This window comes from Ruegeria sp. H7 (genome assembly GCF_056532945.1).
The window spans coordinates 116,486-130,076 of record NZ_JBQFNZ010000008.1 but is presented as its reverse complement, the minus strand read 5'-3'; the positions used below and the strand labels follow the sequence as shown (position 1 = coordinate 130,076).

The window sequence follows — 13,591 nt, the reverse complement described above, 5'->3', positions numbered from 1 at the left end:
TCAATTTGTTGCGCGTTGCCCCGACCGATTGGATGCTGATCAACCATACGCACGGATTGCAGCCATCTGCGATCCGAATTGACAAGAGGACCCCTCAATGACCGACACAAAGGATTGGCGCGCGCTGGCCGAGAAAGAGCTGCGCGGACGGCCATTGGACGATCTGACCAAGGAAACGCTGGAAGGCATCGACGTCAAACCGCTGTATACGCAGGAAGACACCGCCGATCTGCCGCATATGGGCTCGCTGCCCGGTTTCGGCCCGTTCACGCGCGGCGTGAAGGCCACTATGTATGCGGGGCGCCCGTGGACGATCCGTCAGTATGCCGGTTTCTCGACCGCCGAGGAATCGAACGCGTTTTACCGCCGCAACCTGGCCGCAGGTCAGCAGGGCGTCTCGGTGGCCTTCGATCTGGCGACGCATCGTGGCTATGACAGCGACCACCCGCGCGTGGTGGGTGACGTGGGCAAGGCCGGTGTGGCCATCGACAGCGTCGAGGACATGAAGATCCTGTTTGACGGCATTCCGCTGGACAAGGTCTCGGTCTCGATGACCATGAACGGCGCGGTGATCCCTATTCTGGCGAATTTCATCGTCGCAGGCGAAGAGCAGGGGCATGACAAATCGCTGCTGGCGGGCACCATTCAGAACGACATTCTGAAAGAGTTCATGGTGCGCAACACCTATATCTATCCGCCCGAGCCGTCGATGCGGATCATCTCGAACATCATCGAATACACGTCGAACGAGATGCCGAAATTCAACTCGATCTCGATCTCGGGCTACCACATGCAAGAGGCCGGTGCGAACCTGGTGCAGGAGCTGGCCTATACGCTGGCCGATGGCCGCGAATACGTGCGTGCCGCGACCGAAGCCGGGATGGATGTGGACAAGTTCGCGGGCCGTTTGTCCTTCTTCTTTGCCATCGGTATGAACTTCTTCATGGAGATCGCCAAACTGCGCGCGGCCCGGACCCTGTGGCATCGCGTGATGACCGAATTCGGGGCCAAATCCGAGCGGTCGAAAATGCTGCGCACCCACTGCCAGACCTCGGGCGTGTCGCTGCAGGAACAAGACCCCTATAACAACGTGATCCGCACCGCTTATGAGGCGATGAGCGCGGTTCTGGGCGGCACCCAGTCGCTGCACACCAACGCGCTGGACGAGGCGATTGCGCTGCCGACTGACTTTTCGGCCCGTATCGCGCGGAACACGCAGCTGGTGCTGCAGGAAGAAACCGGCGTGACCGATGTGGTCGATCCGCTGGCGGGCTCGTATTACATCGAAAGCCTGACCAACGAGTTGATCGAAAAAGCCTGGGCCCTGATGGAAGAGGTCGAGGAGATGGGCGGCATGACCAAGGCCGTGGCTTCGGGTATGCCCAAGTTGCGGATCGAGGAAAGCGCGGCACGTCGTCAGGCGATGATCGACCGGGGCGAAGAGGTGATCGTCGGCGTCAACAAGTACCGCAAGGAACAGGAAGACCCGATCGACATTCTGGACGTCGATAACGTCGCCGTGCGCGAGGCTCAGGTCGCGCGTCTGGAACGTATCCGTGCCACCCGCGACGAAGCAGCATGTCAGGCCGCGCTTGAGGCCTTGACCACCACCGCCCGCGAGGGTGGCAACCTTCTGGCCGCTGCCGTCGAGGCCGCCCGTGCCCGCGCATCCGTAGGAGAGATCAGCATGGCAATGGAAAAAGAGTTCGGCCGTCACCGCGCCGAAGTGAAAACGCTGGCTGGCGTCTATGGCGCGGCTTACGAAGGCGACGAAGGCTTTGCCGCGATCCAGAAATCCATCGAGGAATTCGCCGAGACCGAAGGCCGCCGCCCGCGTCTGCTGGTGGTCAAGATGGGCCAGGACGGTCACGACCGCGGTGCCAAGGTGATTGCCACCGCCTTTGCCGATATCGGCTTTGACGTAGATGTTGGCCCGCTGTTCCAGACGCCTGCCGAGGCGGCGCAGGACGCGGTGGACAACGATGTGCACGTGATCGGCATTTCGTCTCAGGCGGCGGGGCACAAGACGCTGGCACCGCAACTGGTCGAGGAACTCAAGAAAGCCGGTGCCGAGGATATCATCGTCATTTGTGGTGGTGTGATCCCACAGCAGGATTATCAGTTCCTGTATGACCACGGCGTCAAGGCGATCTTTGGGCCGGGGACAAACATTCCCGAAGCTGCGCAGGACATTCTGCGCCTGATCAGGGAAGCGCGCGGCTAATAGCGACCGCGGTTTTTCGACGAAAAATCTTGTGGTCCGCCGCCTTTGGCGAAAACATGCGACCAGACCTGCTTGGGTCTGGTCGTTTTTGTTGGGAGGGCGCGCATGATACTCGATCATTTGGCCGTTGCGGGTGAGACGCTGGAGGAGGCGTCCGCGCATATCGAACAGGCGCTGGGTGTACCGCTTCAGCCCGGCGGAAAGCACAAGAAATTCGGCACCTATAATCGCCTGCTGGGCTTGCGGGATGGTCTGTATCTGGAAGCAATTGCCATCGATCCGAATGCGCCCGCACCCCAGCGCACCCGCTGGTTCGATCTGGATCGGTTTGCGGGCAAGCCGCGCCTGACCAACTGGATTTGCCGTGTGCCCGACATCGAAGCGTCGCTTGCGCTGTTTCCCGACGGCGTTGGCACGCCGATCGATCTGACCCGAGGGGCATTGCGCTGGCGCATGGCTGTGCCGCCCAATGGCCGCCTGCCTTTTGACAATCTGTTTCCCGCGCTGATCCAGTGGCAGGGCGATCTGCATCCGGCGCAGATGTTGCAGGACAGCGGGTGCAGCTTGCGGCGACTGGTGGTGTACCATCCGGACGCCATGGGTTTGGCACAGCATCTGGGTGCGCTCGATCTGGTTGTCTTTGACACCGGTCCGGTGTCCATGCGGGCCGAGTTTGATACGCCGCACGGGCTGCGCGTGCTGGAATGAAGGTACGTCAGGCCCAACCTTCGGACGCCGCCGACATTGCCGCGATCAACAACGCGATCATTCGCGACACGCTGGTGACCTTCACGACCGACGAACGCAGTGCCGAGGCGATTGCAGCCGACATCCGCCAACGTGGCCCGTCCTATCTGGTGGTCGAGGATCACGGCACGGTACTAGGCTCTGCCACCTACGGCCCATTTCGGAATGGGCCCGGCTATGCCCGTAGCTGCGAGCACGCGATCTATTTGGCCCCGGATGCGCGAGGCAAAGGCGCGGGACGGGCTTTGATGACGGAATTGGAAGCCGCCGCATGTGCTGACGGGATCCATGTTCTGGTCGCCGGGGTATCCTCGGCCAATCCTGCGGCCATTGCGTTTCACAAGGCGTTGGGCTTTCAGCAGGTCGGCCTGATGCCGGAAGTGGGGTTCAAATGGAACCGGTGGCTGGATCTTGTGCTGATGCAGAAAATTCTTGCCACTGAGTGACCTGTTCCACCTGACAGTCCCGAAATGGGACGCTAGGGTACGCCCATGTCGATCTGGACCCGCATATCCGACGCGCTGAGCGCGCTGGCCCAAGGCGAAAGCCTGACCGCTGTTTTCGAGAAGCTGCGCTCGCCGCCCGAGCGATCCGTGGCATTTACCATCGCGGTGATTGCCCTGGGCGCCAAAATGGCCAAGGCCGATGGGCAGGTGACACGGGATGAGGTCACGGCCTTCCGCGATGTGTTCCAGATCGCGCGCGAGGATGAGGAAGGCGCTGCACGCGTCTTCAACATGGCGCGGACAGATGTGGCAGGCTATCAGGACTATGCCCGCAAGATCGCCCGGATGTTCGCCGAAGACAGCACCACGCTGTGCGATTTGATGGAGGGGCTGTTCCACATCGCAATGGCCGACGGGTTCTATCATCCCAACGAAAACGAGTTTCTTGAGGATGTCAGCCGCATCTTCGGCCAGACCGACGCGCAGTTTCTGGCCCTGCGCGCGCGTTTTGTGCCGGATGCGCCGAACGATCCTTACGTGGTGCTGGGTGTCTCGCGCGATATGCCGGTGTCCGAGATTCGCAAGGTCTGGCGTCAGTTGGTGCGCGAGACCCATCCCGACGCGATGATGGCACGTGGCGTCCCGGAAGAGGCGATCCGGCTGGCCGAGAAAAAGATGATCGACATCAACCGCGCCTGGGACGACATCAACGGCGCGCGAGCCTGAGCGGATGCGGCTGGCGACCTACAATATCGAATGGTTCGCCAATCTGTTCGACAAGAACGACGCGCTGATCGTGGATGACAGTTGGTCCGGGCGGCACGACGTGACCAAGGCGCAGCAGATCGAGGCGATTGCCAAGGTTCTGACTGCGCTGGATGCGGATGCGATCCTGATTGTCGAAGCTCCGAACACCGGACGCAAACAGAACACCGTGCGGGCGTTGCAACAGTTTGCCGAAGCGTTCGATCTGCGAACCAGTCATGCGATCATGGGGTTTGCCAACGATACGCATCAGGAACTGGCGTTGCTGTATGATCCCGGAGCCCTGACTGCGCGACACGATCCTCGGGACGACGCTCATACGCCCCGTTTTGATGGCGATTTCCGCATCGATCTGGATGTGGACGCCACCGAAGATGTGGTGCGCTTTTCGAAACCGCCGATGGAGCTGTCGATCCAGACACAGGCCGGATTTGAATTTCGTCTGATCGGGGCGCATCTGAAATCCAAGGCACCGCATGGGGCGGAAACGCGGGACGAAGCGATCCGGATTTCGATTGCCAATCGGCGCAAGCAGTTGGCACAAGCGATCTGGTTGGCCCGGCGGGTCGAGGCGCATGTCGAGGCGCAGGAACCGGTGATCCTGCTGGGGGACCTCAACGACGGGCCGGGACTGGATGAGTTCGAACATCTGTTCGGGCGATCCTCGGTCGAAATCTTGCTGCAGGCGGGTCTGTTTGATCCGCATGCGGTGACGGCACATGGCCCGCGACCGGGCTCGGTCCCCTCGACCGCGCGGTTTGCGCGGCCCAAGGAGGGGAAGTTCCTTGAGGCGCTGCTGGATTACATCATGATCAGCCACGACCTGCGCGCCCGCCGCCCGGCATGGCGCATTTGGCATCCGTTTCGTGACACGACCTGTTGGTCGAACCCGGAACTGCGCGAGGCGTTGCTGACAGCCTCGGACCATTTCCCGGTCACGCTGGATATCGATCTGTGATCTTCCCTCACGCCACCCCGGTGCCTATATTTCTGACATGAAACACATTCTGATCATCGCCGCCTTGTCGTCCGGCATCGGTACAACTGCGTTCGCGCAGGAAGAGGACAGCAAATCCCTGATGGAGCAAGGGGCCGAACTGTTCCTGGAAGGCTTGCGCAAGGAAATGGAGCCTGCACTGGACGAGCTGTTGGGCATGGCTGAAACCTTCGGCCCGGCGATGCAGTCCTTTCTGGAAGAAATGGGCCCTGCGCTGGCGGAACTGGCCGCAGAGGTCAAGGACTGGAGCGCCTATGAAGCGCCCGAAATACTGCCAAATGGCGATATTATCATCCGTAAGAAGCCAACTCAGGACGCGCCAGAGGATCCGAAAGCCGAGGAAGAAACCCCTGATGAAGGCACGGATATCTGAAGCGTTTCGTGCTTAACCTTTGATGATCACCCGCGCCTCGGATTTCAGCGCGCTTGAGAGCGAGTTCAGGCGCGCCTCGGCCACTTCGTTGAACAGAGGACCCGCGGCTTTGGGCAGGAACAGGTCAAGCTGCCGCTTTTTGGGATAGAACCGCAACCGTCCCATATTGGCATCGTTATGCATCCACAGCATCGCGCCGAACCGCATCGCCTTGCCCAGAATCTCAGCCTGTTTTTGCCCTTGCTCGTCCAGCAGCTCGTAAAACGGTGCGAACCGGTTGCCTTCGCGTTTGTTGCGATAGCGATGCTGCAAGGCGAGGCCGATAAAGACCCGTTCCGAGTGTTTCAGGCCCCCCAGATTGGCGCGGGTGACATAGTCAAAACACACCTCGGCCCGGTAGTCGGGATGCGCGCGCCAACTGACGTCGTGCAAAAGGCACGCCGCCTTGATCAGCCGAACCCGCGCGGGCGGGGCGGATTTGAACAGGGGCATGACGAAGTCATACAGGTGCCGCCCAAAGCCCGGCAGGCGCGCGTCTTTGGATTCGGAAAATCGGCTGGCCTCGATCAGCGGGTCGCGGTCGCGGATTTCCTGCGACATTTGTTCGTACAGCAACCCCTCGCGGATGCCATAGCTTGAGATCGCGATATCCTTGGGTTTGAAGGTGCGGATCAGTCGGGCCAGAACATCCATCGCATAGGGGATCAAAGCCATCCGGGAACTGGACACGCCAGCCTGACTGCGCAGCTTGTCGTGATCATTGGCTTCGATGAACTTGATCGTCTCGCGCACCTGTTTGGTGGTCATGCGGTATTCGTGCATGACATTCAGTGGGTAGCCGCGCCGCAACATGTCCAGCCGCGCAAAGGCGCGCCAGCTGCCGCCGACCAGAAACAGGCGGTCGCGCTGCTGGCCAAGCTGCGCGCGCAGGTCTTCCATCGTGCCCTTGATGTGTGCTTTGCGCGCCCGACGCCCGCCCTTGATGTCGCGCAGTTTCAGGGGGCCAAGGTCCGAGGTTACACGGCGACCCACTTGCCCGTCGCCAATCTCGGCCAGTTCCATCGAGGATCCGCCGATGTCGCAGATCAAACCATAGGCTCCGGGCCAGCCCAGCAGCACGCCCTGAGCGGACAGCCGGGCCTCTTCCCCGCCGTCGATCACGGCCACATGCAGGCCGGTTTCGGCTTTGACCTGGGCGCAGAAATCCGGGCCGTCCTTTGCCTCGCGCACGGCGGCGGTGGCAACGACATGCAGGCCGGGCAGGTCCAGATCGCGGGCCAGATGCTGGAACCGGCGCAACGCTGCCAGCGCCCGGTCGCGCCCGCGCGGGTTCAGCTTGCCGGTCTCGGACAGGCCGGCGCCAAGCTCGCACATGACCTTTTCGTTGTAGAAATAGGCGGGCGAGCGCGCCGCGCCGTCAAAGATCACCATGCGGACCGAGTTCGACCCTACATCGACGACCCCCACCCGCGACAGCGCGCGGCTGCCAGGGTCATCGAACAGAGGTTTACCGAAAGGGCCCCAATCCGGGATGTCGGTTTCGACGGTCTGATCCATGTGTCTTCCAGATATTCCAGACGTAAGATGCGAAATCCCCGGTGCCCGGTCAATCGCCAGTATCCATTTCGTATTGGTCCGTGTTCAGAACCCGGATGGCCAGCGACCGCGTGATCTCGCGCTTTTCGGCCAGGGCCAGTTGGTCCAGTTGTTGCACAACGTCCGCTGCGGTTTCAAAGCGGCGGTCCATGTGTTTGACCAGATAGGCAATGACCTCGGGTCCGGGGTTCAGCTGGCGGTCGACGAACAGCTTGGCCAACACCGCGCCCAACAGCGCGTCATCGGGGGGATCCAGTGCAACGTGATGCGCGCCCTCGACCCGGCTTTGCAAATCGGCCAGCGGCAATTGCCAGAACCGAGGCGCAAGGCGGCCGGTCATCAGCAGGGCGTGACCTTCGGCAAGGACCAGATTGTGCAGGTGAAACAGGACCTTTTGCTGTTCGATATCAGCCGCAATATCCGGCACGTCTTCGACCGCGATGGCCGAGCGTGCCAGTTCCGGCACCTCGTCATGGTGCAGATCCGCCGCGCACACGATACGTCCCCCGGTTTCGGCGGCCCAGACATGTGCCAGATGGGTTTTGCCCGCGCCTGCGGGGCCGCTCAGCACCAGTTTGTTGCCGGGCCAGGATGAGGCCGAAATCATCGCCACGGCCAGCGCATTTGAGGGCGAGACAAAGAAATCCTCGCGCCCCAGCGCGGTTTTGGCTGGTAGATCAAAGCTCAGTTGTCGAGCCATTTATTTGTCTTCCTGATCCGGGCTTTCCAGGCCGGTGTAAAGGCGACTGTCAAGATAAAGCGATGTGCCGAACCGCGCCACAACCCCCAAGGCTGCGGCGACAGGCACAGCGATCAGCATTCCGACAAAACCAAACAGCGCCCCAAAGACCGACAGGGCCAACAACAGCCAGACCGGGTGCAATCCAACCGAACTGCCGACCAGTTTGGGCGTCAGGAAATTGCCCTCGGTCACCTGACCCAGCGCGAAAATCCCGGCAACCAGACCGATATGGGCCCAATCGCCCCAGAACTGGAACAGGGCCAGCCCGATGGCCAGAGTGCCCCCGATCAGCGCGCCCAGATAGGGGATGAAGGTGACGAGCCCGGCGATAAAGCCGACGATCAGCCCGAACTGCAGGCCGACAATCATCAGGGCAACTGCGTAGTAGGTGCCCAGGATTAAACAGACCGTGCCCATACCGCGTACGAATGAGGCCAGAACTGCATCGATCTCACTGGCCAGCCGCTTGATTGTGGGGGCGTGATCGCGGGGCAGAAGCTCTCCGATACGGGCGATCATACGGTCCCAGTCCAGCAGCAGGTAGACCGCGACAACCGGGACGATGACCAGCAGAACAACGATGTTGATGGCCGATCCCAGCGAGGCCAGCACCGTTTCCAGCACATCGCCGGTTTTCGATTTCAGAGTTTCCCCGAATGAGACCAGCATCTGATGGGTGCTGGATTCGCGGTCCAGCAAGGATGGGAATTGTTGTTCGACGAAGCCGCGCAATTGCTTGAACAGGCTGGGCAGGATGTCGACCAGTTCGAGCAACTGCGTGATCAGGGCCGGGACGACCATCAGGATCATCAGGACGAATCCCAGAACGCCGACAACGGTTATGATGCCGGTCGCCGCAACCCGAGACAGGCCCAACTTTTCCAGCCGGTCGGCAACCGGATCGAGGAAATAGGCAATCGCGCCGCCAATCACAAAAGGCAGAAGGACGTCGCCCAAGGCCCACAGGATCAGAATGAAAATCGCTGCGGCGAAGCCCCAGTATCTCAGTTGATCCTTTACCGGAAGCGCCATGGTCGTCCTCGTGCTTTGACCGTCGGGGATGTTCTTCGCTTATACCGGCACATGATGCAAGCGGTTCATGACACGCAGATTTAGGCGCTTAATCCGCCAGCGTCCCCAATTCCGGAGTGTCGCTTGTCGCCGCCTCGTCCGGCCAGTTTGTGCGCCAGATTTCCGCCGACCAATGACCGCAATGCACGGCCGGGCGATCAAAGCCGGGCAGGGCGGGCAGCAGCGGCTGGACCACCACGTCATGGCGCGGGACGGCGAAATACGGGAACGAGTACCGTTCCTTGCCGGATCGATTGACGACGCGGTGCGGTGTCGATTTCAACCGCCCGCCTGACCATAGCTCTAACATGTCGCCAATGTTTACGACAAAGCCACTTTCGGGACAGTCAGGTGTGATCCAGCCACCGTCGCGGGTTTGCACCTCCAGCCCGCCGACCGGGTCGGGGGCGATGATTGTCAGCGCGTCGGTGTCTTTATGCGGATGGATGCCGTACCCATCCTCTTCCGGGGCCTGCGGCGGATAGTGCAGCAGGGTCATGTTGGTCATCGGATTGCGAAACGCGTCTTGCAACTGCCCCGGTGTCAGGTTCAGGCCGGTCTCAAGCGCGCCAAGCAACAGGTCGGTCACGCGGTCCAACTGGGACCAATAGTCCAGAATGATCCCGCGCGCCTCGGGCGCGTGGTCCGGCCAGATATTCGGGCTATACAGCGCAAAGGCCTGCCGGATGTCCGCATTCTCCGTCACCTCGTGATGCAGCTTGTAGCCTTCGTATTTGTCAGCTTTGCCCGACCCGTCATTCGGGGTGAAAAACCCCATCGGAATGTAGCCGCGATAGTTTTCGCGCGTGATGGCCTGATCCCATTTGCGGCTCTCTTCCAGGTCGAAGATCTTGCGCACCGTCTGCCGGACCTGATCGACGCTGCCCTGCGACACGCCCGTCCCGGTAATCGATATGAAGCCGATGCCAATGCAGGCGTCGAGTATCTGCTGTGCCGTCGCCTTGTATTCGGGGCTGTCCGGGTGTGCCAGTGCCGAGATATCTATGGTCGGGATTGTATCCATCAGCTGATCCTTACGCCCTGACGTTCCAATTCGGTATGCACGGGGGTCAGATTCAACCGATCTAGCTCCTGATTGCTTTTCAGCGACAGCGCGGCCGCAATGCCCGCGCCTTGACCCATCACCGCACAGCAGGCCATGTTGCGTGTGGCCGCGTGGGCCACACGGTCCGCACCGTGCGAGCGCCCGGCGACCAGCAGGCCCTTGACCCCTTTGGGCAGCATCGAGCGATAAGGGATTTGCATGTATCGCCCCGTGGTCGGCAGGATCAGGATGCCGTAGCCGTCGATGAATTCGGGGTAGATGCCGATCGTGTCCTCGAACCGGCCCTGATGGCGGGCGTCATCCTCGGTCATATTGTAAACCGCGTCGATCTTGCGGGTGTCGCGGATGCCGATGGTCATGCCGAAATTCCGAAGCCGTGCGTTTTCACAGCCCGGCATAAACCGGCGCAGGGCTTCGATGGCCAGCATCGACTGGCGTCGGCCTTCGATCTCACCCTTTGTCAGGCTGTCGGGATCGGTGCCATCGACTTCAGCCAGATGGATGAGGTTCATATAGGTCAGCTCACCCGTGTCATGCATCGCGCCCCAAGTGCCCGCGATGGTGTTCAGATGCGGCGGGATCAGGCCCTGATCGATGGCTTGCTGGAACGGCTTGTGCACGAAGGGCGAGAACATGTCGTCCTCTTTTCCGCTGGTTTCGATGTTCCACTCACCACCGCCGCCCCAGTCCTTGTAGGTCTGGGGGTCGGCCTTGACGCCCTCCATGAACGCGCGCTTGTCGACGCCTGCCAGATGGAACATGACCGAGGCGGCCATCATGTCTTCGCGCGGCGTCTTATGCGTGGGCGCTCCGGCACGAAGGGCCACATCCGCGTCGCCGGTGGCGTCGATCACCACCTTGGCCAGAATTGCCTCACGCCCGGCTTTGGATTCGGTGATGATGCCGGTGATCCGGTCGCCGTCCATGATCGGGGCGACGAACTGACGGTGCAGCATCGGATGCACGCCCGCCTCTTCGACCAGTTTGTCAGCCACCAGCTTGAAGCCTTCGCTGTCCAGCTCATAACTCAGCGATTGGCTTTCGGGCACTGCCGCGCCCATCTCTTTGGCGCGGGTTTCGAACTCCATGCCGATACCGCCGGCTTCGACGGTCTGTTCGTGGCGATACCAGGCGAACCCCTCGACCCCCACGGCGGTGATATTGCCGCCCATGCAGCCGAACCGGTCGACCAGAGACACCTCGGCCCCCGCCCGCGCCGCCGCCAACGCAGCCGCCAGCCCGGCAGGGCCTGAGCCGACGACCAGAATATCGGTCTGGTGAACAACAGGGATTTGGCGGGCGGGTTCCTGAATCGTCTGCATCGGCGCCTCATGGGTTTTACATTCCTGTCACAATTGAAAACCCTGACTGGCGGGTCAATCAAAAACCGACAGGTCTGGGGTCGCAAATTCGCCAATGCGCGATTGCCCCCGGCGGGGCTTTGGAATAATGACCTTTGAAGTCCAAATTCACCTTTGAAGGTCCACCCATGCGCCTCAGCCGTTACTTTCTGCCCGTTCTCAAGGAAAACCCCTCCGAGGCTCAGATCGTCAGCCACCGGCTGATGCTGCGCGCCGGGATGATCAAGCAGGCCGCCGCCGGGATTTATTCCTGGCTGCCGCTGGGCTTCAAAGTGCTGCGCAAGCTGGAAAACATCGTGCATGAAGAACAGGCGCGCGCGGGTCATATCGCGATCCAGATGCCGATTCTGCAATCGGCGGACCTGTGGCGCGAGTCCGGGCGGTATGACGACTACGGTCAGGAGATGTTGCGGATGCAGGACCGCCATGGCCGCGACATGCTCTATACACCCACAGCCGAAGAACTGGTGACGGACATCTTCCGCGGCCATGTCAGCAGCTACAAGGACCTGCCGCTGACGCTGTACCAGATCCAGTGGAAGTTCCGCGACGAAATCCGCCCGCGCTTTGGTGTTATGCGCGGGCGCGAGTTCTACATGAAGGACGGCTACAATTTCGACCTGACGAAAGAGGACGCGCTGCACGCCTATAACCGCCATCTGGTCAGCTATCTGCGCACCTATGAACGCATGGGTCTGCAAGCAATCCCGATGCGCGCGGACTCTGGTCCCATTGGCGGCGACGACACGCATGAATTTCTGGTACTGGCCGACACTGGCGAGTCCGAGGTTTTCTATGACAGCGCAGTGACCGATCTGACCTTTGGGGATCGGGAGATCGACTATGACAACCGCGACCAATGTCAGGCGATCCTGGAAGAGTTCACCTCGAAATACGCGCGCACCGATGAAACCCATGACGAGGCGCTGTTCAACGAGGTCCCCGAAGATCGCCGCCGCGTTGCGCGCGGGATCGAGGTCGGCCAGATATTCTATTTCGGCACCAAATACTCCGAGGCCATGGGCGCGACCGTTCAGGGCCCCGATGGCAAGCCGGTTCCGGTACATATGGGCAGCCACGGTATCGGCGTCAGCCGCCTGATCGGTGCGATCATCGAGGCCAGCCATGACGACAAGGGCATCATCTGGCCCGAAGGCGTGACCCCGTTCCATTGCGGGATCGTCAACCTGAAGCAGGGCGATGAAGAGGCGGATGCGGCCTGTGAGAAACTCTACGTCGCGCTGACGGCACTAGGCCTTGAGCCGCTCTATGATGATCGCAACGAACGGGCCGGGGGCAAGTTTGCCACGATGGACCTGATCGGTCTGCCCTGGCGGATCACTGTCGGACCGCGTGGTTTGAAAAACGGTGTGGTTGAATTGACCAGCCGCCGGACCGGCGAAAGCGAAGAACTAAGCCCCGAGGCGGCTGTTACCAAGATCGCTGAAATTTATCAGGGTATCGCCTGACCACGGCGATAGGCCTCGATCAATGCTGGCGCGGTGTTACAACCGCGCCGACGCAGGGCGGGCGATCAGCAGCTCGCCATCCGCCTGATTGCCGCGTGCAACCACGATGGGGCGGCCCAGCCGGTTGACCAGTTCTTTCAGCTCAAAGCCCAGAAACCGTATCCCGCAGATGCGCTGACCGGTTGTACGATCGGTGATGCAAAGGCGGCCTTTGAGAAAGGCAAGGCGATAGCCCTTTTCCCTTAGCCGATCCGCTAAGCTGCCCCAGCTTGCTGCTTTTGCGAAGATTGGCCGGATCGCGGCCCGCAGCAACGCGGCCGTTTCGCAATCCAATTCCGTTGATGATGCGCGGACCAAAATCGGGTCCAACCCTTCCGGTGTATTGTGAATATTCATTGAGCGACCCCCGCTCTGAAATGTGTTCCCCCGCAAGCAGGGTGACAAAGTTTCTGAAAATAAGCAAAAAGCGAAATAATATTGCTTACTATATGTGGCATTTTGAGTTCAGTCGATCACGCAATGCCGATATTGACTTCATAGCTGAAACAATGACGCGCGGTCTGTGAAGGTCGTCACAACCAATAGTGTAGTCTTTGATTCTAATATCACTTTTTATCTGAGCGCTGTGTCCGGCAGCCGGAACTGATTCGGTTCGATATTGGGGTTTTCCACGCCGAATTCGCCTGCCGGGACCGACACGCCCATAAGCGGCTTGACCATCGCGCGAAATGCCG

The 13,591-nt window shown here is 60.7% G+C and carries 13 protein-coding genes; 7 read left to right on the top strand and 6 right to left on the bottom strand.

All coding sequences use genetic code 11. The annotated features are described in order from the left end of the window. Window positions 1–97 precede the first annotated feature (97 nt). From scpA to ACR0AC_RS17100, 6 genes are all read left to right on the top strand, one after another. The gene (gene scpA / locus ACR0AC_RS17125; protein ID WP_480875023.1) at window positions 98–2,224 is read left to right on the top strand and encodes a methylmalonyl-CoA mutase; all 2,127 of its coding nucleotides are present in this window, start codon (window positions 98–100) and stop codon (window positions 2,222–2,224) included. Between the two features lie 105 nt (window positions 2,225–2,329). Next, window positions 2,330–2,932 (top strand): VOC family protein, encoded by a 603-nt coding sequence (locus ACR0AC_RS17120; RefSeq protein ID WP_480875020.1) that lies wholly within the window; start codon window positions 2,330–2,332, stop codon window positions 2,930–2,932. Beyond that, window positions 2,929–3,417 carry an N-acetyltransferase family protein gene (locus tag ACR0AC_RS17115; protein ID WP_480875018.1) on the top strand — a complete coding sequence of 163 codons (489 nt, stop codon included), beginning with the start codon at window positions 2,929–2,931 and terminating at the stop codon, window positions 3,415–3,417. Before ACR0AC_RS17120 ends, ACR0AC_RS17115 begins: the two co-directional genes overlap by 4 nt. Window positions 3,418–3,462: 45 nt before the next feature. Further along, entirely contained in the window at window positions 3,463–4,143 is a 681-nt protein-coding gene (locus ACR0AC_RS17110; protein ID WP_170454875.1) for a molecular chaperone DjiA, read from the top strand. Between the two features lie 4 nt (window positions 4,144–4,147). Then, window positions 4,148–5,140, top strand: a complete 993-nt coding sequence (locus tag ACR0AC_RS17105; RefSeq protein WP_480875015.1) for an endonuclease/exonuclease/phosphatase family protein — start codon at window positions 4,148–4,150, stop codon at window positions 5,138–5,140. Between the two features lie 37 nt (window positions 5,141–5,177). After that, window positions 5,178–5,552 carry a hypothetical protein gene (locus ACR0AC_RS17100; protein ID WP_480626953.1) on the top strand — a complete coding sequence of 125 codons (375 nt, stop codon included), beginning with the start codon at window positions 5,178–5,180 and terminating at the stop codon, window positions 5,550–5,552. A 12-nt stretch (window positions 5,553–5,564) separates the two neighbouring features. Here ACR0AC_RS17100 and ACR0AC_RS17095 read toward each other — a convergent pair whose 3' ends face one another. From ACR0AC_RS17095 to ACR0AC_RS17075, 5 genes are all read right to left on the bottom strand, one after another. Beyond that, window positions 5,565–7,109, bottom strand: a complete 1,545-nt coding sequence (locus tag ACR0AC_RS17095) for a Ppx/GppA family phosphatase (protein WP_170454869.1) — start codon at window positions 7,107–7,109, stop codon at window positions 5,565–5,567. Window positions 7,110–7,158: 49 nt separating this feature from the next. Further along, complete coding sequence (locus tag ACR0AC_RS17090; RefSeq protein WP_480875011.1) at window positions 7,159–7,848, bottom strand: HdaA/DnaA family protein; 690 nt, start codon at window positions 7,846–7,848, stop codon at window positions 7,159–7,161. Next, window positions 7,849–8,922, bottom strand: coding sequence for an AI-2E family transporter (locus tag ACR0AC_RS17085; RefSeq protein WP_480875008.1), 1,074 nt, complete (start codon window positions 8,920–8,922; stop codon window positions 7,849–7,851). It lies immediately after the preceding gene. 88 nt (window positions 8,923–9,010) lie between these two features. Next, entirely contained in the window at window positions 9,011–9,985 is a 975-nt protein-coding gene (locus ACR0AC_RS17080) for an isopenicillin N synthase family dioxygenase (RefSeq protein ID WP_480875006.1), read from the bottom strand. Continuing rightward, window positions 9,985–11,349 (bottom strand): FAD-dependent oxidoreductase, encoded by a 1,365-nt coding sequence (locus ACR0AC_RS17075; protein ID WP_480875003.1) that lies wholly within the window; start codon window positions 11,347–11,349, stop codon window positions 9,985–9,987. Before ACR0AC_RS17075 ends, ACR0AC_RS17080 begins: the two co-directional genes overlap by 1 nt. 167 nt (window positions 11,350–11,516) lie before the next feature. Here ACR0AC_RS17075 and proS point away from each other — a divergent pair, with 167 nt between their 5' ends. After that, complete coding sequence (gene proS / locus ACR0AC_RS17070) at window positions 11,517–12,857, top strand: proline--tRNA ligase (RefSeq protein ID WP_170454859.1); 1,341 nt, start codon at window positions 11,517–11,519, stop codon at window positions 12,855–12,857. Window positions 12,858–12,893: 36 nt separating this feature from the next. Here the strand turns inward: proS and ACR0AC_RS17065 are convergent, their stop codons facing one another. Beyond that, a complete protein-coding gene (locus ACR0AC_RS17065) occupies window positions 12,894–13,253 on the bottom strand; it encodes a hypothetical protein (protein ID WP_170454857.1) in 360 nt (119 codons plus the stop codon). Between the last annotated feature and the right edge of the window lie 338 nt (window positions 13,254–13,591).